This is a genomic window from Ruegeria sp. AD11(2025) (assembly GCF_056542405.1).
The window spans coordinates 40,394-63,017 of record NZ_JBQFZU010000004.1; the positions used below are offsets into that span (position 1 = coordinate 40,394).

The 22,624-nt window shown below is 58.7% G+C and carries 24 protein-coding genes; 13 read left to right on the forward strand and 11 right to left on the reverse strand.

The genetic code is table 11. The annotated features are described in order from the left end of the window. Positions 1–46: 46 nt before the first annotated feature. The 5 genes from ACR1XY_RS05300 to guaA form a co-directional block, all read right to left on the reverse strand. Entirely contained in the window at positions 47–370 is a 324-nt protein-coding gene (locus ACR1XY_RS05300; protein ID WP_480591081.1) for an EamA family transporter, read from the reverse strand. 170 nt (positions 371–540) lie between these two features. Then, positions 541–891 carry an EamA family transporter gene (locus ACR1XY_RS05305; protein ID WP_480590663.1) on the reverse strand — a complete coding sequence of 117 codons (351 nt, stop codon included), beginning with the start codon at positions 889–891 and terminating at the stop codon, positions 541–543. A gap of 145 nt (positions 892–1,036) precedes the next feature. Then, positions 1,037–2,161 carry an OmpP1/FadL family transporter gene (locus ACR1XY_RS05310; protein WP_480590665.1) on the reverse strand — a complete coding sequence of 375 codons (1,125 nt, stop codon included), beginning with the start codon at positions 2,159–2,161 and terminating at the stop codon, positions 1,037–1,039. A 125-nt stretch (positions 2,162–2,286) separates the two neighbouring features. Then, the gene (locus ACR1XY_RS05315) at positions 2,287–3,189 is read right to left on the reverse strand and encodes a DMT family transporter (protein WP_480590667.1); all 903 of its coding nucleotides are present in this window, start codon (positions 3,187–3,189) and stop codon (positions 2,287–2,289) included. A gap of 71 nt (positions 3,190–3,260) precedes the next feature. Further along, positions 3,261–4,820, reverse strand: coding sequence for a glutamine-hydrolyzing GMP synthase (guaA, locus tag ACR1XY_RS05320; protein WP_480590669.1), 1,560 nt, complete (start codon positions 4,818–4,820; stop codon positions 3,261–3,263). 81 nt (positions 4,821–4,901) lie between these two features. On the opposite strand from guaA, the gene ACR1XY_RS05325 reads away from it, so the two are divergent. Next, positions 4,902–5,339, forward strand: coding sequence for a GNAT family N-acetyltransferase (locus ACR1XY_RS05325; RefSeq protein WP_480590671.1), 438 nt, complete (start codon positions 4,902–4,904; stop codon positions 5,337–5,339). An 8-nt stretch (positions 5,340–5,347) separates the two neighbouring features. Here ACR1XY_RS05325 and ACR1XY_RS05330 read toward each other — a convergent pair whose 3' ends face one another. Next, positions 5,348–6,049 carry a DUF2270 domain-containing protein gene (locus tag ACR1XY_RS05330; protein ID WP_480590673.1) on the reverse strand — a complete coding sequence of 234 codons (702 nt, stop codon included), beginning with the start codon at positions 6,047–6,049 and terminating at the stop codon, positions 5,348–5,350. Between the two features lie 155 nt (positions 6,050–6,204). Here ACR1XY_RS05330 and ACR1XY_RS05335 point away from each other — a divergent pair, with 155 nt between their 5' ends. Next, positions 6,205–7,749, forward strand: a complete 1,545-nt coding sequence (locus ACR1XY_RS05335; RefSeq protein WP_480590675.1) for a trimethylamine methyltransferase family protein — start codon at positions 6,205–6,207, stop codon at positions 7,747–7,749. On the opposite strand, the gene ACR1XY_RS05340 is transcribed toward ACR1XY_RS05335, so the two are convergent. After that, positions 7,750–8,049 carry a DUF6477 family protein gene (locus tag ACR1XY_RS05340; RefSeq protein ID WP_480590677.1) on the reverse strand — a complete coding sequence of 100 codons (300 nt, stop codon included), beginning with the start codon at positions 8,047–8,049 and terminating at the stop codon, positions 7,750–7,752. A gap of 241 nt (positions 8,050–8,290) precedes the next feature. On the opposite strand from ACR1XY_RS05340, the gene ACR1XY_RS05345 reads away from it, so the two are divergent. Both ACR1XY_RS05345 and ACR1XY_RS05350 read left to right on the forward strand, forming a co-directional pair. Next, positions 8,291–9,412 (forward strand): DUF6456 domain-containing protein, encoded by a 1,122-nt coding sequence (locus ACR1XY_RS05345; protein ID WP_480590679.1) that lies wholly within the window; start codon positions 8,291–8,293, stop codon positions 9,410–9,412. A 44-nt stretch (positions 9,413–9,456) separates the two neighbouring features. Then, on the forward strand, positions 9,457–10,380 hold the full coding sequence (locus ACR1XY_RS05350) for a LysR substrate-binding domain-containing protein (protein WP_480590681.1): 924 nt from the start codon (positions 9,457–9,459) through the stop codon (positions 10,378–10,380). A gap of 54 nt (positions 10,381–10,434) precedes the next feature. On the opposite strand, the gene ACR1XY_RS05355 is transcribed toward ACR1XY_RS05350, so the two are convergent. Then, positions 10,435–10,983, reverse strand: coding sequence for a redoxin family protein (locus ACR1XY_RS05355; protein WP_480590683.1), 549 nt, complete (start codon positions 10,981–10,983; stop codon positions 10,435–10,437). Between the two features lie 263 nt (positions 10,984–11,246). Between ACR1XY_RS05355 and lipA the strand changes: the two genes are divergently transcribed. Together lipA and ACR1XY_RS05365 are read left to right on the forward strand one after the other, a co-directional pair. Continuing rightward, positions 11,247–12,197, forward strand: a complete 951-nt coding sequence (gene lipA / locus ACR1XY_RS05360) for a lipoyl synthase (protein WP_480590685.1) — start codon at positions 11,247–11,249, stop codon at positions 12,195–12,197. After that, the gene (locus tag ACR1XY_RS05365; protein WP_480590687.1) at positions 12,194–13,351 is read left to right on the forward strand and encodes an amidohydrolase; all 1,158 of its coding nucleotides are present in this window, start codon (positions 12,194–12,196) and stop codon (positions 13,349–13,351) included. The genes lipA and ACR1XY_RS05365 overlap by 4 nt, the downstream gene beginning before the upstream one ends. On the opposite strand, the gene hpt is transcribed toward ACR1XY_RS05365, so the two are convergent. Next, entirely contained in the window at positions 13,338–13,880 is a 543-nt protein-coding gene (gene hpt / locus ACR1XY_RS05370) for a hypoxanthine phosphoribosyltransferase (protein WP_480590689.1), read from the reverse strand. The genes ACR1XY_RS05365 and hpt overlap by 14 nt on opposite strands. A gap of 72 nt (positions 13,881–13,952) precedes the next feature. Here hpt and ACR1XY_RS05375 point away from each other — a divergent pair, with 72 nt between their 5' ends. Both ACR1XY_RS05375 and ACR1XY_RS05380 read left to right on the forward strand, forming a co-directional pair. Beyond that, positions 13,953–14,399, forward strand: coding sequence for a type II toxin-antitoxin system RatA family toxin (locus tag ACR1XY_RS05375; protein ID WP_480590691.1), 447 nt, complete (start codon positions 13,953–13,955; stop codon positions 14,397–14,399). 37 nt (positions 14,400–14,436) lie between these two features. Further along, positions 14,437–15,732 (forward strand): MmgE/PrpD family protein, encoded by a 1,296-nt coding sequence (locus ACR1XY_RS05380; RefSeq protein ID WP_480590693.1) that lies wholly within the window; start codon positions 14,437–14,439, stop codon positions 15,730–15,732. On the opposite strand, the gene pyrC is transcribed toward ACR1XY_RS05380, so the two are convergent. Further along, the gene (gene pyrC / locus ACR1XY_RS05385; RefSeq protein ID WP_480590695.1) at positions 15,729–16,766 is read right to left on the reverse strand and encodes a dihydroorotase; all 1,038 of its coding nucleotides are present in this window, start codon (positions 16,764–16,766) and stop codon (positions 15,729–15,731) included. The genes ACR1XY_RS05380 and pyrC overlap by 4 nt on opposite strands. Positions 16,767–16,900: 134 nt before the next feature. Between pyrC and ACR1XY_RS05390 the strand changes: the two genes are divergently transcribed. Both ACR1XY_RS05390 and ACR1XY_RS05395 read left to right on the forward strand, forming a co-directional pair. After that, on the forward strand, positions 16,901–17,809 hold the full coding sequence (locus tag ACR1XY_RS05390; protein WP_480590697.1) for an AAA family ATPase: 909 nt from the start codon (positions 16,901–16,903) through the stop codon (positions 17,807–17,809). Continuing rightward, positions 17,809–19,065 (forward strand): vWA domain-containing protein, encoded by a 1,257-nt coding sequence (locus ACR1XY_RS05395; protein WP_480590699.1) that lies wholly within the window; start codon positions 17,809–17,811, stop codon positions 19,063–19,065. Before ACR1XY_RS05390 ends, ACR1XY_RS05395 begins: the two co-directional genes overlap by 1 nt. On the opposite strand, the gene ACR1XY_RS05400 is transcribed toward ACR1XY_RS05395, so the two are convergent. Further along, positions 19,066–19,569, reverse strand: a complete 504-nt coding sequence (locus ACR1XY_RS05400) for a hypothetical protein (RefSeq protein WP_480590701.1) — start codon at positions 19,567–19,569, stop codon at positions 19,066–19,068. A 234-nt stretch (positions 19,570–19,803) separates the two neighbouring features. Here ACR1XY_RS05400 and ACR1XY_RS05405 point away from each other — a divergent pair, with 234 nt between their 5' ends. The 3 genes from ACR1XY_RS05405 (at position 19,804) to ACR1XY_RS05415 (ending at position 22,407) form a co-directional block, all read left to right on the forward strand. Next, complete coding sequence (locus tag ACR1XY_RS05405; protein WP_480590702.1) at positions 19,804–20,772, forward strand: XdhC family protein; 969 nt, start codon at positions 19,804–19,806, stop codon at positions 20,770–20,772. Beyond that, complete coding sequence (locus ACR1XY_RS05410; protein WP_480590704.1) at positions 20,769–21,770, forward strand: molybdopterin-binding protein; 1,002 nt, start codon at positions 20,769–20,771, stop codon at positions 21,768–21,770. The genes ACR1XY_RS05405 and ACR1XY_RS05410 overlap by 4 nt, the downstream gene beginning before the upstream one ends. A 151-nt stretch (positions 21,771–21,921) precedes the next feature. Then, a complete protein-coding gene (locus tag ACR1XY_RS05415; protein ID WP_170324758.1) occupies positions 21,922–22,407 on the forward strand; it encodes a (2Fe-2S)-binding protein in 486 nt (161 codons plus the stop codon). Positions 22,408–22,624: the final 217 nt, after the last annotated feature.

The window sequence follows — 22,624 nt, forward strand, 5'->3', positions numbered from 1 at the left end:
CGCTGTCCCTTTTTTCCGACCTAGCTAAAACGGGCGGCGGGCGGCGTCAATCGCGTGCGCCTGCAAGGTTGAGGATCAATAGCCCCAGCGCAAGGGTGGCGAAACCCAGATAAGCTTGCGGCGGTAAGGCCTCATCCCGCAAAACCGCGCCCAGTACGATGGCGACCGGGGGGATGACCAGCGTGACCAGCAACAGATTGCCTGCACCGGCCATAGCCGGAACCCGATAGTACAGCAGGTAGGCTCCGGCCGTGGCAATCAAAGCGTAATAGCCAATCGCCGCCCATGTGATCAGGGGCAAGTCCATACTTGGCACGCCATCGACCAGCAGTGTAATGGGCAGGATCAGCAGGGTCGATCCGGTTAGAATCCCGGCTGTCTCAACTACGGGGTAGTTTAGTCAAAGTGGCTCGCGCCCAAGCGCCGGCCAGAGCGTAGGACATCGTGCCTGTATTGACCGCCAGTTTGGCCATACTCTGCGGGTCGAAACTGGCAAAGTTCCGTATCCCGATTGCAAATGTAACCCCAAGAAGTCCAAGCCTATCTCCGATAGCGCGTGCGGCTGAGGCGTTCATCCTTGAAAAACAACACCGCGACTATGACACCGAAAATGGCCGTCATTGCATTCAGGATCGAGGTCAGGCCAGTCTCGATGTAAAGCTGCCCCGAGGTCATCAGCGAAAACGGAATTGCGTTGTTCAGCAATCCCATGATCAGGAACGCCAGCCAAACGCGAGGGCTGTGTGGAATGGTCAGCCACCGGAAACAGACCTCAATCCAAAGCGCCAGCATTGCCCATAAAACCCGATGAAGCACTGAGGTCGTCACTGGGATCGTGTCCAGCGCGAACTGGATTGACAGGAACGATGCGCCCCAGATCAGGCCCAACACAAGAAACTCGCCCTATGCTTTCGGTGAAAGATTATTTTGTGCCGCCATGCCATTTTTTCGCACTGTCTGGGCACCCTTTCGACCCGAAACCTGTGCAAAGAAAAACCCCGCCGAAACAGCGGGGTTTTTTAGATTAGGCTTGAAATTAGTTCAGAGCGTATGTGATCTGAAAGCCAACGCTCCAAGCCGAGTTGCCCGAGAATTCGCCGCCGGTTGTGGTGGTCGCGTCACCGATATCGGTATAGCGAACGCCGCCGGATATCTGTGCGTTTTCAAAGCTGTAGGTGCCACCAAGGCCCACACTCCAGAAGCCGTCGGTCGGGCCGAGGTTCGTAACCGGTGTGTCCGATGACGTTTCATATCCTGCTGTGATCGCGCCTGAGAACTCCTCGGAGAACTGGTATCCCAGACCCAGCGTGTAAGTGAACGTGTCGTCTGCATAATCGACCAGGTTTTGGTTTGCTGCGCCGACGTAAACATCCGGGGCCAGGACGGTCTGCGGCCAGTCAACCCAGCGGATCGAACCAAACAGCAAGGTCTTGGGTGCGACACCGGTCTGGAAATCCAGGTTCACCGACTGAGGCGTCTCAACCTCGGTTTCATCGTCCACCGTCACAAGCGCCGCCGGGATGGGGGGAACGCTGTTGATCGATTCCGTCGAGTCGAAATTGTGCGTGATTTTTGAGTTGTAGGTTAAAGCCACACGTGCCGCGATGTCGGGGCGCTCCCAAGCGACACCTACGACGTAACCAAAGTCAATCTCGGCGTCGGTTTCAAATTCGTAGCCGGCAACCACCGGGACTGCGACATTAGCCTTCGCCCGTTGGGCGCGGACACCGCCGATGGCGCTGAATCCCCCATCGATCTTATAGCGGAGCAGTGCCGTGATCGCGTCAACATCCGCCTTGGCACGCAGGACGTCGGAGCGACCACCAGCAGGTGCCGTAGGGTTTTGCGAAAGAGGGTAGTTTGTCGGGTACCGTACGTCTGCGCCAAAGGGTTCATCGTAAACGAGTGCGAAATCCAGACGATCGGTGAACGCACGTTTGTAGGCCAGATGCGGTGTGAAGAAGTCGTTGGCGATATTGCCGGAGTCGACGCCGAACTGCTCACCGCTGACGTCAGGGTTGGTGTAGCCGAGACGGAACTGTACGACGGACCCCTCCTCGAACAAGATGTTGACGCCTTGGCCGCTGCGATCAAGGCCACCTGCATAGGCTCCTGTCGCCCCGACACAGACTGCGCACGCCTGTAGTAGCGCTTTTTTCATTAGTTCCTCCCTTAAGGTCTCCTGTAGGTCAGGCACGGGTTATTGAGTGGTTGCGATCAACCTGACTTATGGTGCTCGATACTTTCTTAAGGCCTATTAATCCGTCAACTGGTGACGGTGCGTTATTACTGGTGATTGTGGCGTGAATCTGTTGCTAAACTGTTACGATTCTCGGCTTGGACGTTCATAAAGATGCCCGAAAAGATCACGGCGGCCCCCAGCAGGGTCCAGTGATCCAGTGGCTCGTGATACAGAATCATGCCGACCACCGCGATTGTCGGCAGGCGGGCAAAGTCGAATGGCACCACCACGGTTGCTGGGGCAATGGCCAGTGCGTTGGTGATGCAATAGTGCGCCAACAGGCCTGCCAGCCCCACCAGCAAAAGAAATGGCGCCGTGGCGAGTGTGGGCAGCGAAACCTGGCCGTCGATCCCCGCCGCGATCAGGCCCAGAACAGCCTGCATGACGGTCAACCAGAACATGATGCAGCCGATACTGGCAACCCGCGTCAGGGTTTTGGTGGAGATGGTAGTCAACGCAAAGAAAACCGCCGACAGGGCGGCCGCCAGAACGCCCGCGCTCAGTGGTACGGCACCGGGGCGGGCAACAATCAGGATACCGGCAAAGCCGATCAGGGCCGACAACACCCGGACCGGCGTCAGCCTTTCTTTCAACAACAGAGGGGACAGCAGGATAACCCAGATGGGTTGGGTAAACTCCAACGCAAAAACCTGCGCCAGAGGGATGACCGAGACTGCATAGAACCACAGGTTCTGGCCGGTGAAGTGCATTAGGTTCCGGATACCGTGCAAACCCAGCTTGAATGTCGAAACCTGATGCCATTTGCCAGTGAACGACAAGACCAGCGCGACGACGCAGATGCCGACAAGGCTGCGGTAGAACATGATCTCAAAAGTATCATGCGTGACGCTCAACTCTCGTCCGGCAACAGCCATCGATGAGAACGAGGCTATTGCCCCGGTCATCCAAAGCGCGGCCTTGCCGATCTGCGGTTTACTGCTGTCCATTAATCTGCCTGAGGGAATTGCGGGTTTCCGGCTGAACTTAAACAAAAAAGCCGGGACAGTGCCCGGCTTTTTTATTCCCACTCGATTGTTCCCGGAGGTTTCGAGGTGATGTCATAAGTGCATCGGTTGATGCCCTTTACCTCATTGATGATCCGCGTGGCGGTTTCGCCAAGGAATTCGTGGGTGAACGGGTAGTAGTCGGCAGTCATGCCATCGACCGAGTTTACCGCACGCATGGCGCAGGCATAGTCGTAGGTCCGCCCGTCTCCCATCACGCCTACGGTGCGGACCGGCAGGATGGCGACAAAGGCCTGCCAGATCTCGTCATATAGCCCGTGCTTACGAATCTGGTCGATATAGACCGCATCGGCCTCGCGAAGGATTTCCAGTTTCTCGCGGGTGATCTCGCCGGGGCAACGGATCGCCAAGCCCGGCCCGGGAAAGGGATGGCGACCGATGAAGCTCTGGGGCAGGCCCAACTCACGACCCAGCGCGCGGACCTCATCCTTGAACAGTTCGCGCAGGGGTTCGACCAGTTTCAGGCCCATCTTCTCCGGCAGGCCGCCGACATTGTGGTGCGATTTGATGGTGACCGACGGACCGCCCGAGAACGATACCGATTCGATCACGTCAGGATACAGCGTACCTTGCGCGAGGAACTCGGCGCCTTCGATGGTATCAGCATGTTTCTGGAACACGTCGATGAACAGCTTGCCAATGATCTTGCGCTTGGTCTCGGGGTCGGACTGGCCGTCCAGTTCGCCCAGAAACAGATCGCTTTCGTCCGCGTGAATCAGCTGAATGTTGTAGTTGTCGCGGAACATGCCGACGACTTCTTCGGCTTCGTTTTTGCGCAGCAGGCCGTGGTCGACGAACACACAGGTCAGCTGATCGCCAATCGCCTCGTGGATCAGGATTGCCGCGACCGAGCTGTCGACGCCGCCGGACAGGCCGCAGATGACTTTCTTGTCGCCGACCTGTTCGCGGATTTTGCGGATCATTTCATCGCGATAGGCGCCCATGGTCCAGTCGCCGCTGAACCCGGCCAGTTTGACGAAATTCTCATACAGTTTCGCGCCCTTGGGGGTGTGATGCACTTCGGGGTGGAACTGAACGGCATAGAAGTGACGGCTGGTATCGGCGGTGATCGCGAAGGGTGCGTTGGGAGAGGTTCCGAAGACTTCGAACCCCGGAGCGATTTCACTGACGTGGTCTCCATGGCTCATCCAGACTTGTTCGTCTCCACCGTCGAACCAGCCATCCAGAATATCCAGCTGGCCTTTCGGTGTGACAAAGGCGCGCCCGAACTCGGCGGTGCCGTGGCCGCTTTCGACCTTGCCGCCCAGCTGGTGCATCATCACTTGCTGGCCATAGCAGATGCCGAGGATCGGTACGCCATAGTCAAAAATCTCTTGTGGGGCGCGGGGGGAGTCCTCGCGCGTCACGCTGTCCGGCCCGCCCGAGAAGATCACGGCCTTTGGCGCCATATCGCGCACAAAGTCCATGGTGACATTCTGGTAGGGGTGGATTTCACAATAGACATTCAACTCGCGCAGGCGGCGTGCGATCAGCTGCGTCACCTGGCTGCCGAAGTCGATGATCAGAAGGCGGTCATGGGATGTCTGGCTCATGACTGGCTCTTAGGTCGCGCGGCGGTTATGTGCAAGCGTTATGAAGGCGTTTCCAGCCAGATACAGAGGGAGATCGGATCAATGACCGCCATTCGTTTCGTGAACGCGACACCAGATGACGCTGGGGCGATCACCGAGTGCATCGCAGCGGCCTATGCTGAAGCGCGCAAAACAATTGCTGATCTTCCGGATGTGACGGCCGGGATCGCAGAGGAAATCACGGAACATCGGGTGGTGTTAGCTCTTATAGAGCCCGGGTTGGCCGGGGTGATCATTTTTGACCAGCTGGGCGACGAGATGAAGGTTTTTAACTTGGCCGTTTCACCACAGGTGCAAGGACAGGGGATCGCCGGGAAGCTGCTGGCAACGGCCGAGGTTGAAGCGCGCGAGGCAGGATGTACGCGCATGATTTTGCGCACCCATCGGCTGATGGGGGAAACACGCGCGATTTATGCGCATCTGGGTTGGGTAGAAACGGAAATGAGCGGCAATTCCGTCGCAATGGAAAAAACACTCTGAGCCTGTGTCTAACCCATTGATTCCGACTTTTCACTGCCACGGTGAGAGGCGCGGCTGACATCTGCCCGGTAGCTCCAGATCGCGATGATTGACCAGCAAAGAATGTAAAATGCGCCCGTAAGGATAAGCGCCTCACCAGGAATTGGACCTACATCGGCCCGTTCGATGGCCTCCGCGAAACTCTCGGCCGGGGTCGGATGGACCGAGATTTTCACGCAGAATGCCAGGCTCTGGATCAGCAGAATCCAAAGATAGTTCCTGCGGATTCGGCGCCCGATCGCGATCATCTGGGTGACATGGTAGCGCGGGTGCAGATAGTCCTGCGCCAAGACTTTTTGCCAGTTCTCCTCCATATGAAGATCACCATCATAAAGCAGCGGTGCATAGAAATGGGTCTCCAGCCATCTGGCCCGTGCGCGCCATACGTTGAAGTATCGGTAGCGCCGCGCCTCAAGCATAAGGAACAAGATGATCAGAACGCCCACAAGCACCAGGGGCAGGGGTGAGGCCTCGGGCGAAGAAAATGAAATCGACAACGCAACACCCAGTGTGACAACCGCCCAGTTCGTCGTTGTGTCCAATCGGGTGCGCCAGATCGTGCTGCGATAAACCTCACCTCGGTACAGGTGCGCTACGGCGCCGATTTCCGCCGCATCAAGGGATTTTCTTTCAATTAAAGTGGAAGGTGCTTTTTGCGTTTCCGATTCCATGCTCCTATCATCAACATTAGGAAAAACGGGTCAAAGCAATTTCGAAGTGGCGATCATGTCGCTTTTACCCCTATTGCGCCGCAATCCACGTCTGGTGTGATCGGCGGTTCCGGTAACACGATTTGCAACGTGAACATGACTAACGGGATTATCTCATGGCAGAGGCAAACACCCGACGCAGAGCTAGAGGCGGTGGCGGAGCCGCCCGCCGGGCCGAGCGCACCGCGGTTCGAATCGAAACGGCGAAGTACATCGAACGGAATATTCCGAATTTCGAGGTTCTCAACGAAGAAGCGTTGGAGATTATCGAGGCAAATGCGGAAACCATTCTGGCCGAGGTTGGCGTCAACTTTGTTGACAACCCGGCTGCGTTGCAGCGTTGGAAAGACGCTGGCGCTGATGTTGATGGTGAGCGCGTACGCATCCCACGCGGGTTGGCGCGTGAACTGATCAAAACGGCACCCAGCGAGTTCACCCAGCACGCCCGCAACCCCGAGAAATCGGTCGTCATCGGGGGTCGCAATCTGGTTCTGGCACCGGTCTACGGTCCTCCCTTCGTGCGCGATATCCATGGCGGCCGTCGCTATGCGACCATGGACGATTTCAACAAGTTCGTGAAACTGGCCTATATGTCCAAGTGGCTGCACCATTCGGGCGGGACCGTGTGCGAACCGACCGACATTCCTGTGAACAAGCGTCACCTGGACATGCTGATGGCGCACATGACCCTTTCGGACAAGCCGTTCATGGGCTCGGTCACCGATCCAAGCCGCGCGCAGGATTCGGTCGAGATGTGCGAAATCCTGTTCGGCAAAGAGTTCGTGCAGGAAAACACCGTCATGACCTCGCTGACCAACATCAACTCGCCGATGACTTTCGACGACGTGATGATGGGCTCGCTTGAGGTGTATGCGAAGAACAATCAGGCCTGCATCATCTCTCCGTTCATTGTCGGCGGCGCGATGGCGCCGGTTTCGGTTGCAGGTACGCTGACGCAGGTTCTGGCCGAAGTTCTGGCCGGTGTGGCGTACAGCCAGATCGTGCGCCCCGGCGCACCTGCGATCTTTGGTGCCTTCGTGTCGTCGATCGACATGAACTCGGGTGCGCCGACTTTCGGTACTCCTGAGGCTTCGATGGTCACCTATGGCGCGGGTCAGCTGGCGCGACGTCTGAACCTGCCGTTCCGCTCTGCCGGATCTTTCTGTGGCTCGAAGCTGCCGGATGCGCAGGCGGCATATGAAACAGCAAACTCGCTGAACATGGGTCTGATGTCTGGTGTGAATTTCATGCTGCATTCGTGCGGCTGGCTGGAAGGCGGTCTGGTTGCCGACTTTGAGAAGTTCGTCATGGATGCCGATCAGTTGGGTGTTCTGCACGGTCTGGCCAAAGGCATTACCTATGACGAAAACGCGCAGGCGATGGAGGCGATCCGTGAAGTCGGTCCCGGTGGCCACTATCTGGGTTGCGCCCATACGCAGGCCAATTTCAAAGAGGCATTCTGGAAAAGCGAAGTGCTGGACTACAAGCCTTTCGAGACCTGGGAAGACGAAGGCGGGCGTGACACACGGACACTGGCCGCCGCGCGGGTCGAGCATCTGCTGGCCAACTACCAGCAGCCTCAACTCGACCCGGAAATCAACGCCGCGCTGAACGAATACGTGGCGGAAAAGAAAGCATCCATGCCGGATGCCTTCACCTGATCACTGATATTGCGAGGCGCGGCTGGCTTGATACAGCTGCGCTTCGCCCAGCAACGCAATCAGCAGGTCAAGATGGCGCACCAGCGAATAGGTCGCGTCTTCCTCTGACCGCTGCGCGTTAACCTCTCGTTCCATTTCCATCAGTCGAACCAGTGCTGCACCCGTTCCGGGCAGTGAGCCGTATCCCAGAATACGTTGCAGATGTCGTTCCCGATTATAGTTCTGCGCCCCGAATTTTGCGGCCCGTGCCAGCAGGCGGGGGCGGCGGAGGGTGGTAATCATAGTCATCAGGTCCTGCATCTCGGGAGTTCCTCGTTCAAGTGGAAGTTGTCCCTTTTGTCACACAACTTAAGCGGGTGTTGCCTTGATTAGGTTCGCTCCGAACTCTGACTTCATGAGTGTTTATGATTTTGAATCAAATCTGGTTCTTGTCCCTGCGGGTTAACGAACGAGTAACGAAAGCAACTCTAGTTAGAATTGGTTAACAAACTCATCGGGGGCGATTGAGAACAGATTGTTGTGTCGACGAGGGCAAGGAACTATGCAAAATAACATGGCTTTCACCATTCCGGCTTGGGTACCTGAAGGGGCGCAAAGATATCTTGCCCACACAGAGACCGGCCAGTCGATCCGCGATATCGCGCGATCCGCCGGGTGCCATGCTTCGACCATTCTCAGGCAAATAAGACGGATCGAAATGCGCCGGGACGACCCTTTGGTGGATGCTGCGCTGCGATCGCTGGCGGAAACACATTTCTCCGATCCCGGTGGCCGTAAGATTAGGACCGTGCATGGGATTCTGCCTGTCGCTAAAGAAGAAACGGCCGCCGCAAAAGATGAGGAGTTCAATCGCGAGGCCCTACGGATTCTGCGCCGCTTGTGTGAAACGGGGTCGGTCTTGGCAGTGGCCGAGGAAATGGACAAGGCCGTTGTGGTTCGCGACACCGGCGACGCTGGGGCCACCAGAACGGCCGTGGTGGAATGCAGGATCGCACAGGCGCTTGCTCTTAATGATTGGATTTCTTGCGATAATCCGGCTCGGATTTCGCGGTATCGAATATCGTCAGCAGGCCGGACCGCACTGAGCCGTCTGGTCGCCGAGGTTGAGAACAAGGCGCGCGAGCGCAGTGAGTTTGGAATGGCCGAGGCGCAGGCACACTTCAAGGCTCAAATGGTGCAGGGGCAGGGCGCGGCTGGGAAACCCGACCGACCAAGGCGCATTCGCTACAGCGCTGCAGAAAGTCCCCTGATTGCGCTGGCGCGTAGGCGGGACCGGGATGGCAAGCCGTTCCTGGATGAATCGTTGGTTGCTGCAGGCGAACGTCTGCGTGAGGATTTTGAACTGGCGCAAATCGGTCCCCAGGTTGCGCAGAACTGGGACCACTTTCTGACTGCTGGTGGACGCGGCAGTTTCAAAAGTGAGACCCATGATGGGCGTGGCTCGTCCGATGCGCGGGATCGCGTTGAGCACGCCTTGTCGGATCTCGGGCCGGGGTTAAGCGATGTGGCGTTGCGTTGTTGCTGCTACCTTGAAGGGTTGGAACTGGCCGAAAAACGTATGGGTTGGTCGGCGCGGTCGGGTAAGATCGTTCTGCGGATCGCGCTGCAACGACTCAAGCGGCATTACGAATGCCAGTCAGAGCGCAATCGTATGATCGGGTGATATGTTTTGATTGCACTCGCGACGCCAAGTGATAGTCACAGATTATGAATTTCACCCTCAGACAGTTGCAATACTTCAGCGCCGTTGCCGAACAGCGCAATTTCGGTCGGGCGGCGCAGACCTGCCATGTGTCGCAGCCCGCCTTGTCGGTGCAGATCAAGGCGCTGGAGGAGAGTTTGGGCGGCCCGCTTTTCGAACGTCAGGCCCGCGACATACTGCTGACGCCGCTGGGGCGCGATGTGCTGGATCATGCACGCAAGGTTCTGGGCGCCGCCGACAGACTGGACCAGTTTGCCAGGGACCGGTCCGGTGGGCACAGATCGCTGGCGATTGGCATCATTCCGACAATCGCGCCTTATTTGCTGCCTGGCGTTCTGGCCGGACTGCGCGCCTCAGACGTTTCGTTGCGCGTGCAGGTGCGCGAAGCTAGAACCGAACGTCTGCTGGCCATGCTGCGCGCCGGAGAAATCGACGCCGGTGTTGTAGCCCTGCCGGTTGGTGGAAATGAGCTGTTCGAACTACCCTTGTTTCAGGACCGGTTCCTTCTGGCCGGCAGCACAGCGCGCCTGCAGGGCATGGCAACGAACCCCGAGGCCCTTCGCCCACTGGATCTGAAAACCGCACAATTGATGTTGCTGGACGATGGCCACTGCCTGACGGATCAGGCACTTGAGGTCTGCGGTCAGGACCGCAGTAGCGGACTCATCAATATGGGCGCGTCGTCGCTGGCCACCTTGTCGCGACTGGTGGCCGAAGGCTTTGGCCTGACCCTGATGCCCGAGCTTGCGGCGCGGTCGGAATCCGAGGCCGTACCCGGGCTGAAGCTGATGCGTTTCAGCACGCCTCAACCGGCGCGCACGGTTGGTCTGGTGCGGCGTGCTTCAACTGGGGGAGAAGGCTGGTTCGACGGTCTTGCCGAGGTCATCCAACGGGTCGGCGAAGGCATCGTGACTGCCACCCGAGCCTAAAAACGAAAAGACCCGCCGATGGCGGGCCTTTTTTGTTTTGGATCGCAAAAAGGCTTAGGCCAGAGCCGGTTCCTTGGCTTCGTCCAGGTGCTTTTTCAGGTTTTCCGGCGACGAAACGCCATAGGGGTCTTCGGGGCAGTTGTCCATCAAGCCGGGCTCTTCGAACCATGCCTCGACCACACCGTTGTTGACGATCGCGGCATAGCGCCACGAGCGCATACCAAAACCAAGGTTGTCCTTGTCGACCAGCATACCCATCTTGCGGGTGAACTCGCCCGAACCATCCGGGATGACCTTGACTTTATCCAGGCCCTGATCCTGCGCCCATTTGTTCATGACAAAGCTGTCATTTACGGACATGCAGTAAATCTCGTCGATTCCTTTTTCTTTGAATTCGGCATAACCGTTTTCAAAACCGGGCAACTGGTAGGTCGAACACGTGGGGGTGAACGCACCGGGCAGCGAGAACAGGATCACCCGTTTGCCGGCAAAGTAATCTGCGGTGGTCTTATCTTCCCAACGGAACGGGTTGGGGCCTTCGACGGCCTCGTCACGGACGCGGGTGTGAAAGGTTACGTCAGGCAGTCTGGTACCGGATTTCATGCTAAAGTTCCTGTGATTCATGTGTGAACTGCCGATGATTTAAAACAGTTCTAAATTGGCTTCAACGCCATTATTGCCGCAAGTGCGAGTTCCGATGGATGCCGCAAAATGCGCTGTTTTCAATGGGTGTTTGTCGAGATTTGTCAGGTTTTTTCTGCAAATGCATAGTGCGCTGTTATGGCAGCTATGCACGGGTGGCGTAGCTAAGCGCTGCAGTTTATATTATGTCGAAGCAAAGTGACCCAAAGTCAGGAAAGCCGACCGTGCGTGATCTGAAGATCCCCGAACAACGTCATCCCGAAAAGGCGCATCGCCAGGACAATGCGCAGCCGAAAAAGCCGAAATGGATTCGGGTGAAGGCCCCGGGTGGGAAAGGGTATGCCGATACCCACAAGATCATGCGCGAGAACAACCTCGTGACCGTCTGCGAAGAAGCCGGGTGCCCGAATGTCGGTGAATGTTGGAGCCAGGGTCACGCCACCATGATGATCATGGGCGAGATCTGTACTCGTGGCTGTACCTTCTGCAATATTGCGACTGGTCGCCCAGACGATCTGGATGCATTCGAACCCGGGCGCGTGGCGCATGCGGTGCAGAAACTGGGGTTGAACCACGTGGTTATCACCTCGGTGGACCGGGATGACCTTGCGGACGGCGGGGCGGAGCATTTCGCGCAAACTATTCGCGCGGTACGTCACCGCTCGCCCAAGACGACGATCGAAATTCTGACGCCTGACTTCCTGAAATGTGACCCGTCCGTTCTGGAAGTTGTGGTCGAGGCGAAACCCGACGTGTTCAACCACAACCTCGAAACAGTCCCCGGCCTGTATCCCGAAGTGCGCCCCGGTGCGCGCTATTTCCACTCGCTGCGCCTGTTGCAACGGGTCAAGGAAATGGACCCGTCGATCTTTACCAAGTCCGGCATCATGGTCGGCCTCGGGGAAGACGAACAGCAGGTCAGGCAGGTCATGGACGACATGCGCGCCGCCGATATCGATTTCCTGACCATTGGCCAATATCTGCAACCGACACCAAAACACCACGGCGTTGATCGGTTTGTCACGCCCGAAGAGTTCGCGTCTTACGAGAAGGCGGCCTTTGGCAAGGGATTCCTGATGGTGTCCGCAACGCCTCTGACCCGGTCCTCCTATCACGCAGGCGACGACTTTGCCCGTTTGCGCGATGCCCGACAGAAAAAGCTGGAGCAAGGGTGACACCCGAAGCAATCGCCCGGCTGACCCGGCTGCGCCAAGAATTGCATCAATATCCTGAGGTTTCCGGGCAGGAGGAACAAACCGCTGCTCGGATCGCAGATGAGCTGCGCGCCCGTGGTGCCGATCAGGTACTGACGGGTATCGGCGGGCATGGTGTGGCGGGCGTCTTCGACGGCCGTCAGGCCGGGCCAACCGTCGCTATTCGGTGCGAGTTGGATGGACTGCCGATTCAGGAGATTTCTGACGCGGCCTATGCCTCGCGTATTCCGGGAAAAGGACATCTGTGCGGGCATGATGGCCACATGGCGATGGTTTTGGGTGTTGCCGAATATCTGGTGCACACCCGCCCGGAAACGGGCCGTGTGGTTCTGGTTTTCCAACCGGCCGAGGAAACCGGGCAAGGTGCCATCGCATTTCGGGCTGACCCAAAATTTGCGGGAATCGCGCCTGACTTTGTGTTTTCCCTGCACAACTTGCCGGGATTGGCGCAGGGTGAAGTTTTGCTGTGTGAAGGACCTGCCAATTGTGCCTCGCGCGGGATGAAGATTGTTCTGACCGGCAAGACGTCACACGCGGCAGCGTCACAGGATGGTATATCTCCGGCTGGGGCGCTGGCGTCCCTGATGCCGCAATTGGCGGGGTTGGGAAAGGGTGGTTCTTTGGACGCCGACTTTGCCCTGACGACGGTGACACATGCAAAACTGGGAGAGCCGACCTTCGGCGTTGCCCCTGGACAGGCCGAACTATGGGTGACCCTGCGCACCGTCGCGGACGCGCGGATGCAGGACCTGATGAACGCGGCTGAGGCATTGGCAGCGCGGGCTGCATTGGATCAGGGGCTGGATTTTGAGATCAGCTATGAGGATGTATTCGAAGCTTGCGTGAACGCGCCCGAGGCTGTCGATATCCTCAGCCGGTCTTGTTTCGAAACAGGCGTGCCCTGCGCGTTGACGTCCAGTCCGCAGAAATTCTCGGAAGATTTCGGGCAGTTCGGCAAGGGCGCCAAGTCCGCGATGTTCTGGCTTGGCTCAGGGGGGGATCACCCGCAATTGCACAACCCGGATTACGATTTCCCGGATGCCCTGATCCCGGTCGGAACCGGGATTTTCCTGGCAGCGATTCAGCAGGTGTTGGGCCCGCTTAGCCCTCGGTAAACCGTACCTTACCGATGAAAGGCAGGTTGCGATTGCGCTGCGCGTAGTCAATTCCATAGCCCACGACAAACTCGTCCGGAATTTCGAACCCGATCCAGTCAGACCGGAAATCAACCTCGCGGCGGCTGGGTTTGTCCAGCAGAGCGATGGATCTCAGCCGCGCGGGTTTACGGCTGAGCATCAGCTTGGTCACGTGGTTCAGCGTGTGGCCGGTATCGACTATATCCTCGACCACGAGAACGTCGCGCCCTTCAATTGCTCCGCGTAAGTCTTTGAGAATACGTACTTCACGGCTGCTCTCCATTGAATCTCCATAGGAGGACGCCTCAAGGAAATCCACTTCGATCGGCAGGTCCAGTTCACGTACGAGGTCAGCGATGAAGACGAAACTACCACGCAACAGGCCAACCACGACCAGCTTGTCGGTGTCGGCGAATTCGGTACTGATTTCACGGCAAAGTTCCTCGATCCGGGCGGCAATGGCCTTGGCCGAGATCATCTCATCTATCACATATGCGCGGTCGCTCATCGCTGCCCCCTTGATCTTTGGCGCGCAACATACGAAATCACGCGCCATTGTCACCTGTTAATACCGGACGCCATGCCTACTCATTCGGAAACCCGCCTCCTGCCGTATTCGGCTCAGCAGATGTACGACCTGATTGCGGATGTGGCGAAATACCCCGAGTTTCTGCCCTGGTGTGCCGCCGCCCGTATCCGCCGGACCTATGCCGCAGGTGAGGCGCAGGTGATGGAGGCAGATCTGGTCATTTCCTTCAAGGTGTTCCGCGAACGTTTCGGTAGCCGGGTGACGCTGTTCCCGGATCAGATGAAGATCGACACGGAATATCTGGACGGCCCGTTCAAATACATGAAATCAGATTGGCAGTTCGAGGACTCGCCGGAGGGGGGCTGCAACGTGTCCTTTCACGTAGATTTCGAATTCAAGAACGCCATCTTGCAAGGCATTATAGGCGTGGTGTTCAACGAAGCCATGCACCGGATCGTACAGGCATTCGAAATCCGTGCTGCCGATTTGTACGGCTAGGTCTTTACCCGCAAACGGCGCACGCTAAACTGCGCCCATGAGCGATTTTTCCACTTCTCTGGCTGCGTTTGCAGCTGGGCCTATCGAGACGACATTGCAGACGCGAGTCGTCACCTCTCTGTCCGTTCTGGATTGGATCGCCGTGGGACGCGCCGGGGTCGACGAGCCGGTATCAAAAGCCGTGCGTGATCTGGTGCTGAGCGAAGACGGCACGGCGCAGGCGCATCTGTTTGGCGGTGGCGCGGCTCCGATGCGCGGTGCGGCTTTGGTCAATGGCACCGTCTCGCACGCACTGGACTATGACGACACCCATTTCGCCCATATCGGGCACCCCTCGGTTGCTGTATTGCCCGCCGCTTTGGCGCTGAGTGAATGGGACGACCGTATTCTAGTTGATTTTCTCGAGGCTGCGCTTGTGGGGATGGAGGTTTCGATCCGCATGGGCCTCTGGCTGGGGCGCGACCACTATCAGGCGGGGTTTCACCAAACTGCGACGGCAGGAGCGTTTGGTGCAGCCGTTGCAGCGGGCCGCGTTCTGGGCTTTGAGGCCGGGCGGATGCGCAAAGTGTTGGGTCTGACGGCGACTCGTGCGGCAGGGCTCAAGACCCAATTCGGCACGATGGGCAAACCGTATAACGCGGGTCTCGCGGCCTCGGCCGGAGTGGAAGCTGCCTTGCTGGTCGCAAGGGGCTTTGAACCCAACGCGAATGCGTTGGAGGGGCCGTACGGGTTTGGTGCGACACACAGTGGTGAAGGTGATGCGCCGACCGCTTTGGCCGGGCTGGGCGAGGAATGGTTGTTCGAAACCGTCAGCCACAAGTTCCACGCCTGCTGCCATGGCCTGCATGCGGCTCTTGAGGCCGCGCGTGATCTGGACATCGCAGAACCCGAGGTGGCCGAGATCAAGATCAAGACCCACCCGCGTTGGATGAGCGTGTGCAATCAGATGTCTCCGATCACTGGTCTGGGGGCCAAGTTCTCGTATAGGACGGTGATCGCCATGCAGGCGCTTGGATATGACACTGCGTTGCCAGGCAGTTACACAGACAAGGTTTGCGCAGATCCGCGCGTGATATCCCTGCGGGACCGGGTGTCAGTCGTGGCGGATGACTCCCTGTCGGAAACGCAGGCACACCTGACACTGTTGCGCCGTGACGGTGCCCGACTTGAGGCGACGCATGACCTGATGGCGCCGATGAGCTTGTCGAACCGCGAAGACCGCGTGCGCGGTAAGGCCAGCAAACTGATCGGTAGCGAAGAGTCGGACGCAATCTGGTCGATGTTGCGCACCGGCGGCCGCGCCCACGATCTGGCAAAGAGGCTGGTGGGTTAAACCACGCGCCAGTGCAGCGGGAAGCCGGGGTCAAAGACAGTTACCGGACCATCTCCGGTTTGGATCTTGTCGGGATAAACCTCGGGCTCGCCCTTGGTCAGCGTGATGGTGTCCTCGTTCACTGGCAGACGGTAGAAGGCAGGTCCGTTCAGCGAAACGAAACCTTCCAGCTTGTCCATCGCATTTTCACGATCAAACATCTCAGCCACCAGAGACATGGTGTTTGTCGCCGTGAAGCACCCGGCACAGCCACACGCCATTTCCTTGTTGTCATCCGTGTGCGGTGCACTGTCGGTGCCCAGAAAATACCGCGCGTCGCCTGATGTAGCAGCGGCCAGCAGCGCCAGCCGGTGCTCTTCGCGCTTGGCGACGGGCAGGCAGTAATAGTGCGGTTTGATGCCGCCAACCAGAATGTGGTTGCGGTTGATGATCAGATGGTGCGCAGTGATAGTCGCGCCCAGATCCGTGTCGTTGGCCTTCACGTAGTCCACGCCGTTGGAAGTGGTGATATGCTCCATCACCACGCGCAGACCCGGTGTCGCTTTGCGGATCGGGTCCAGAACGCGGTCGATAAACACGGCCTCGCGGTCGAAGATGTCGATATCGGGATCAGTGACCTCGCCGTGGACACACATGGGCAGACCGATCTCGGCCATCTTTTCCAACACCGAACGTACTTTGTCGAAATCCTGAACGCCCGAGGCCGAGTTGGTTGTCGCCCCCGCAGGGTACAGCTTGACCGCCTTGACCAGACCGCTGGCATGGGCCGCGGCTACATCATCGGCATCCGTATCCTCGGTCAGGTACAGCGTCATCAATGGCTCGAACGTCATGCCCTCGGGCAGCGCGGCCATGATGCGGTCGCGATAGGCGGCGGCTTGATCACCTCGTACCACGGGCGGAACAAGGTTGGGCATGATGATCGCACGGGCAAAGTGGCGCGCTGTTTCGGGCAGGACGGCCTGCAACATTGCGCCATCGCGCAAGTGCAGATGCCAGTCGTCGGGGCGGCGGATCGTGATGCTTTCGGTCATGGCGCCTCCGCTATCACACAGGCCGCCGCCGGAAAAGACCTTGTCAACGCTCCGGATCGTCGTAAGTCCCGGAAAGGCCATGGCCTTGACGTGCACGCGCTGCCGTGACCTGTTGTGCCGAGGGAGAATTGCAGATGACACAGCCAGACACCATTGATGCCGTTCAGAAAATGTTGGGCGCGCAGGGTTATGTCTGCGGGCGGGCACTGGCCACCGTAGTCTTTCTGTCGCTGAAACTTGGCCGCCCTCTGTTTTTGGAGGGGGAGGCGGGTGTCGGCAAAACCGAGATCGCCAAAGCGCTGGCCGCAGGGTTGAACCGCCGCCTGATCCGACTCCAATGCTACGAGGGCCTGGACGCATCCTCGGCTGTGTATGAATGGAACTTCCCGGCGCAGATGGTGGCAATCCGTACAGCCGAAGCATCAGGTGGCGCGGATCGTGGCTCGCTGCAGTCCGAGCTGTTCTCGGACGAGTACCTAATTGAGCGCCCGTTGCTTCAGGCCATGCGCCCGGATGAAAACGGCGCGCCCGTGCTGTTGATCGACGAACTGGACCGTACCGACGAACCCTTCGAGGCATTCCTGCTGGAGGCGCTCAGCGACTTTCAGGTGACTATTCCCGAACTGGGCACCATTACAGCCCCGGAACCACCGATCGTCATCGTCACCTCGAACCGCACGCGCGAGGTGCACGACGCGCTGAAACGCCGTTGCCTCTATCATTGGGTCGACTACCCCGATTTCGATCGCGAGATCGAAATCCTCCACGCCCGCGCCCCCGAGGCAGCCGCGGAGCTTAGCCGCGAGGTTGTGGCCTTCGTTCAGCGCCTGCGCACCGAAGACGTGTTCAAGAAACCCGGCGTGGCCGAGACCATCGACTGGGCCAAATGTTTGCTTGCGCTGGACGTGATCAACCTCAGCCCCGAGGTGATCGGCGACACGCTGGGCGCGATCCTGAAATACCAGGACGACATACAGAAACTTCAGGGATCCGAAGCGAAGCGGATTTTGGATCAGGCGAAAGCGTCACTTGAGCCGATTTGATGGTCGAACAATTCCCCCTCGATATTCCCGACAACCCCAAGCTGGCGCATAATATCACTCATTTCGCGCGGGCCTTGCGCAAGGCGGGGTTGCCGATTGGAACGGGGCGGGTGGTTGATGCCATTCGGGCCGTGCAGACCGCCGGGTTCACGGAGAAGCGGGATTTCTACTGGACGCTCCACGCCTGTTTTGTCAGCCGCCCCGAACATCGGACGGTGTTTGCACAGGTCTTTCGCATGTACTGGCGCGACCCGCGCTACATGGAGCACATGATGTCCATGATGCTGCCCGCCATCCGTGGAGTGCAAGAGGAACGCATGGCCGATCCTGCCGAAAAACGCGCGGCCGAGGCGTTGCTGGACGGGGTCGAACGCGATCTGCCCGAGGCGGTCGAGCAGGAAGATGAGACCGAGCTTGAGATTGACGCCTCGCAAACCGCGTCCTCCGAGGAAAGATTGCGCAGTCTGGATTTTGAGCAGATGAGCACCGCCGAGATCGTACAGGCCAAACGTATGCTGGCGCGGTTGACGTTGCCGGTGAAACCCATCGACTCGCGGCGCGGGCAGGCCAGCCATCTGGGTCATCGCATCGACCGTGCTCGGACCCTGCGCGCTGCGATGCGTCAGGGCGGAGAGCTGCGCGATATCGCGCGCCTGAAGCCTAAATCGCGTTGGCCCAACCTCGTGGTGCTTTGCGATATCTCGGGGTCTATGAGCCAGTACAGCCGGATCATCCTGCATTTCCTGCATTCGGTTTCGAACGCCAAGGGCGCCGGTTGGGCAAAGGTTCATGCGTTCACCTTCGGCACACGCCTAACCAATATAACCCGTCACTTGCAGCAGCGCGACGTGGATGCCGCGCTGGCGGCTGCCGGGGCCGAAGCGCAAGATTGGGAGGGCGGCACCCGGATCGGAGAATGCCTTCACGCGTTCAACCGCGACTGGTCGCGCCGGGTCATGGGGCAGGGGGCGGTGGTGCTGCTGATCTCGGACGGGCTGGACCGGGGCGCTCCCGACGCTTTGGGAAAAGAGATGGAGCGTTTGCACCTCTCGGCGCGCCGTCTGATCTGGCTCAACCCGTTGTTACGTTGGGATGGGTTCGCGCCCAAGGCGCAGGGCGTTGCTGCGATGCTGCCGCATGTCGACAGTTTCCGCGCGGGTCATTCAATTACGTCTTTGGAGGATCTTGCCGCTGTCATCTCACAACCCGACGACGTGGGAGAGAAAGCGCGGCTGATGACCGCGCTTTCGGGGTGATTAGCCACCCACCTGTTCTTCGTTGCACTTGCGCGCCATTTCCATGGCTTTGTAGGTGCCGGTCAGATCAACAGTGAAGGCAAATTCCTTTTCGGGGAACACGACCATAACCTTTTGCTTGGCGATATCCTCGGCGAATTGAGGGTCGTCGGACAGAACATAGCCGCCGGAATACCCTTTGGTAATGTTGCCCTTCATGCCGGTAGCTTCGCCCAGGTAGATGTTGTCCCCTAGTAGGATCGCCACGGCTTCTTTCTCGCCGCGTTTGATGTCTGTTTTGGCCTTGGTGAACACGCCCACATAGCCGACGCTGCGGTCCTCGGTCAGCCCCATCTGAACCACGTTTTCCGAGTCATCAACTGCTTCGATAAGACAGGACTTTTTGTCCTGATCGATAAAAACTTTCCATCCCTCGACCTCACCGTAGCGCAGGAAGGTATCCGCGCTGACTGCGGTCGATGCCAGTAGTCCAATTGCCATTCCGAGTGTAAAAATGCGTTTCAACTCTCTGTCTCCCTTGTGAAAAATATATATGCGCATACCGGAATGCACCAGTTGCGCGTGTAGGCTAGAATCAGGGCCGATGACAATCAATCCTTTGCCTAAACTGTGGGAATTCGGGCTTCTTCGTGCCGAAGACCCGGTATTTGGGGCCGGTGGAGCGACCCTCGGCGCATGGGTTCCTTTTCATCCCGCCAAACCTGCCTATGTTGGGTTTGAACACTCCGGGAGGGTGCAATGGACAGATTCGACAACAGCCCCGAAACGGCCTTGCGCTGGTACCGAGACGGAAAACCTGTCGCAATAGCCACGGTGGTCGAGACCTGGGGCAGCGCGCCTCGGCGTGTAGGGGCTCAACTGGTTATTGGCGGGGACGGTCGCATCGAAGGGTCGGTCTCGGGCGGTTGTGTCGAAGGCGCGGTCGTGGTCGAAGCGCTGGAGGCTATCGACGAAGGTGAAGCACGGCTGTTGGAATTCGGGGTCAGCGACGAGGACGCCTTTGCCGTGGGGCTCGCCTGTGGTGGCACCATCCGCGTTCTGGTCGAGCCGGTGGGCAAGGTGCTGCCCGAACCGATGCTGCGGGAACTGGTTGACGCCCGCGCCCGTCGGGAGGCTGTGGCCTATGAGGTGAATATTGAAACAGGTCAACGCGCCCTGCGACGCAATGCTTATGCAGACCGTCTGCGCATGGATCGATCCGGGTTTGAAGTGGACGGTCAGACCTTTGTCGCGGTGCACAACCCGCCTCTGCGGCTTATCATCGTTGGCGCAGTTCATATCGCACAAGCTTTGGTGCCAATGGCGCGGATCGCCGGTTACGATCCGGCCATCATTGACCCGCGCGATGCTTTTGCATCCAGTGCGCGTTTTCCTGGTGAGACGATCCTGACCGATTGGCCAGACGAAGCCGCTGCCAAGCTGGGGATGGACGCACGGACGGCGGTGGTACTGTTGACCCATGACCCCAAGCTGGATGACCCGGCTTTGCAATCTGCTCTGCGGGCCGGAGTTTTCTATATCGGCGCATTGGGTTCGACACGAACCCATGCCAAACGGGTGGTGCGGATGAAAGAGGCCGGGTTCACTGATGAACAGATTGCGCGCATCCACGGGCCGGTTGGTCTGGACATCGGCGCTGCGGACCCTTCGGAAATTGCAGTGTCCATTCTGGCGCAAATGACAGCCGTTTTGCGGGGTAAGGCGTGAAGTTCGGTCCCGTTCCCGTTGATCAGGCCGACGGAGCGATACTGGCGCATTCCGTAAAGGCCGGAAAGACCAAACTGCGTAAGGGCCTCTTGCTGACGGCCGAGCATCAGGAGGCATTGGTCGCAGCCGGGTACAGTTCGATCACAGTTGCCCGGCTGGAGCCGGGAGATTGTCATGAAGACAAAGCGGCCGGGATGCTGGCCGACGCTCTGGTGCCAGACCCCAAGTCGGCCACGTTGCGGGTGACGAAACCGTTCACCGGCCGCGTGAACCTGTTGGCGGAGGGACCGGGTGTTGCCGTGCTGGATGTTGCCGCACTTGAGGCGTTCAATCAGGTCAACCCGATGATCACCGTGGCCACCGTGCCGCAACTCCAGCAGATGACTGTCGGCGGCATGGTTGCGACGATCAAGGTGATTTCCTACGCCGTTCCGGGGGGGGACGTTCTTGAAGTGTCACGATTGGCAAAGGGGGCGATCCGCCTTGCCACGCCCGTCTACCGAAACGCCGGGCTGGTTGTGACCGACATTCCCGGCGGGCCGCCGAACGAGAAAGGCATCGCGGCGATTCAGGGGCGGGTGGAGGCCCTCGGATTGGAACTGGCCGATGTGCGGGTTGTACCGCACCAGACCGAAGCGCTTGCGTCGGCAATCAGGGAAACGCGGGGGGATGTGTTGATGATCCTGACCGGCTCGGCCACCTCGGATGTGTCGGATGTGGCCCCTGAGGCGGTGCGCGCTGCAGGCGGGCAGGTGGACCGTTTCGGAATGCCGGTCGATCCGGGGAACCTGCTGTTTCTGGGGTCTCTGGACGAACGCCCGGTGATCGGACTGCCGGGTTGCGCGCGGTCTCCTGCGTTGAACGGGGCGGATTGGGTCCTGTCCCGCGTGGCCTGCGGTATCGAAACGACCGGCGCGGACATTGCGGCGATGGGGGTCGGCGGGCTGCTGAAGGAAATCCCGACGCGCCCGCAGCCAAGGGCCGGGCGCAAGGTGTAGCACAGCGGTTATTTGCCTTTCCGGTTCAACGATATAGGTGTTAGCGTTTGGCCGAGTGACCGACCAAAACAATCGCTAAATATTTTTGTTCTCAAACAAAAACTCCCGTGTTTAACTCGGCCTAGGGAGAGTTTCATTTTGGGAGGAACATATGACACAGGTCTCAATGACCGTGAACGGGAAATCCGTGAGCGGTGATGTCGAGGGCCGGACATTGCTGTCCAGCTTTCTGCGTGATCACCTGTCGCTGACCGGAACACATGTGGGCTGCGACACCGCACAATGTGGCGCGTGTGTGGTGCACGTGAACGGTGAGGCGGTGAAGTCCTGCAATATGCTGGCGCTTGAGGCGGACGGGGCCGAGGTCGGCACGATCGAGGGGCAGGCGAACGCCGATGGCTCGTTGAACGTCATCCAACAGGCGTTTCAGGATCACCACGGTCTGCAATGCGGTTTCTGCACGCCGGGCATGGTGATGAGTGCTGCGGCCCTGCTGAAAGACAACCCACGTCCGACCGAGGCCGAGATCCGCAAATATCTGGAAGGCAACCTGTGTCGCTGCACCGGTTACCACAACATCGTCAAGGCGATCATGGCTGCATCCGGCCAGGACGTCAGCAGCATCGCTGCCGAATAACATGAAGCGATTAAAGATCATCTTTCCTTTCTTCGCTCTGGTAGTTGCTTGTGTTCTGCTGCTGCGAGGGTGGACCTTGGTTGTGGAGTGGAACGATCCAGTTCCACATCACGTGCAACCATGGATGCTCTTAGGAAAGCTGATTGTTTTGGCCTTTGCTCTCTTTATCGGGTGGTCGGTACGGAAAAGCACGGTCAGAATTGGTGGAAAGTGACAA

Bases quoted from the DNA above. Each gene is read 5' to 3' on its own strand.
- ACR1XY_RS05310 (WP_480590665.1), bottom strand. From the start codon at position 2,161: ATGAAAAAAGCGCTACTACAGGCGTGCGCAGTCTGTGTCGGGGCGACA.
- ACR1XY_RS05315 (WP_480590667.1), bottom strand. From the start codon at position 3,189: ATGGACAGCAGTAAACCGCAGATCGGCAAGGCCGCGCTTTGGATGACC.
- guaA (WP_480590669.1), bottom strand. From the start codon at position 4,820: ATGAGCCAGACATCCCATGACCGCCTTCTGATCATCGACTTCGGCAGC.
- ACR1XY_RS05325 (WP_480590671.1), top strand. From the start codon at position 4,902: ATGACCGCCATTCGTTTCGTGAACGCGACACCAGATGACGCTGGGGCG.
- ACR1XY_RS05330 (WP_480590673.1), bottom strand. From the start codon at position 6,049: ATGGAATCGGAAACGCAAAAAGCACCTTCCACTTTAATTGAAAGAAAA.
- ACR1XY_RS05335 (WP_480590675.1), top strand. From the start codon at position 6,205: ATGGCAGAGGCAAACACCCGACGCAGAGCTAGAGGCGGTGGCGGAGCC.
- ACR1XY_RS05340 (WP_480590677.1), bottom strand. From the start codon at position 8,049: ATGCAGGACCTGATGACTATGATTACCACCCTCCGCCGCCCCCGCCTG.
- ACR1XY_RS05345 (WP_480590679.1), top strand. From the start codon at position 8,291: ATGCAAAATAACATGGCTTTCACCATTCCGGCTTGGGTACCTGAAGGG.
- ACR1XY_RS05350 (WP_480590681.1), top strand. From the start codon at position 9,457: ATGAATTTCACCCTCAGACAGTTGCAATACTTCAGCGCCGTTGCCGAA.
- ACR1XY_RS05355 (WP_480590683.1), bottom strand. From the start codon at position 10,983: ATGAAATCCGGTACCAGACTGCCTGACGTAACCTTTCACACCCGCGTC.
- hpt (WP_480590689.1), bottom strand. From the start codon at position 13,880: ATGAGCGACCGCGCATATGTGATAGATGAGATGATCTCGGCCAAGGCC.
- ACR1XY_RS05375 (WP_480590691.1), top strand. From the start codon at position 13,953: ATGCCTACTCATTCGGAAACCCGCCTCCTGCCGTATTCGGCTCAGCAG.
- ACR1XY_RS05380 (WP_480590693.1), top strand. From the start codon at position 14,437: ATGAGCGATTTTTCCACTTCTCTGGCTGCGTTTGCAGCTGGGCCTATC.
- pyrC (WP_480590695.1), bottom strand. From the start codon at position 16,766: ATGACCGAAAGCATCACGATCCGCCGCCCCGACGACTGGCATCTGCAC.
- ACR1XY_RS05390 (WP_480590697.1), top strand. From the start codon at position 16,901: ATGACACAGCCAGACACCATTGATGCCGTTCAGAAAATGTTGGGCGCG.
- ACR1XY_RS05395 (WP_480590699.1), top strand. From the start codon at position 17,809: ATGGTCGAACAATTCCCCCTCGATATTCCCGACAACCCCAAGCTGGCG.
- ACR1XY_RS05405 (WP_480590702.1), top strand. From the start codon at position 19,804: ATGGACAGATTCGACAACAGCCCCGAAACGGCCTTGCGCTGGTACCGA.
- ACR1XY_RS05415 (WP_170324758.1), top strand. From the start codon at position 21,922: ATGACACAGGTCTCAATGACCGTGAACGGGAAATCCGTGAGCGGTGAT.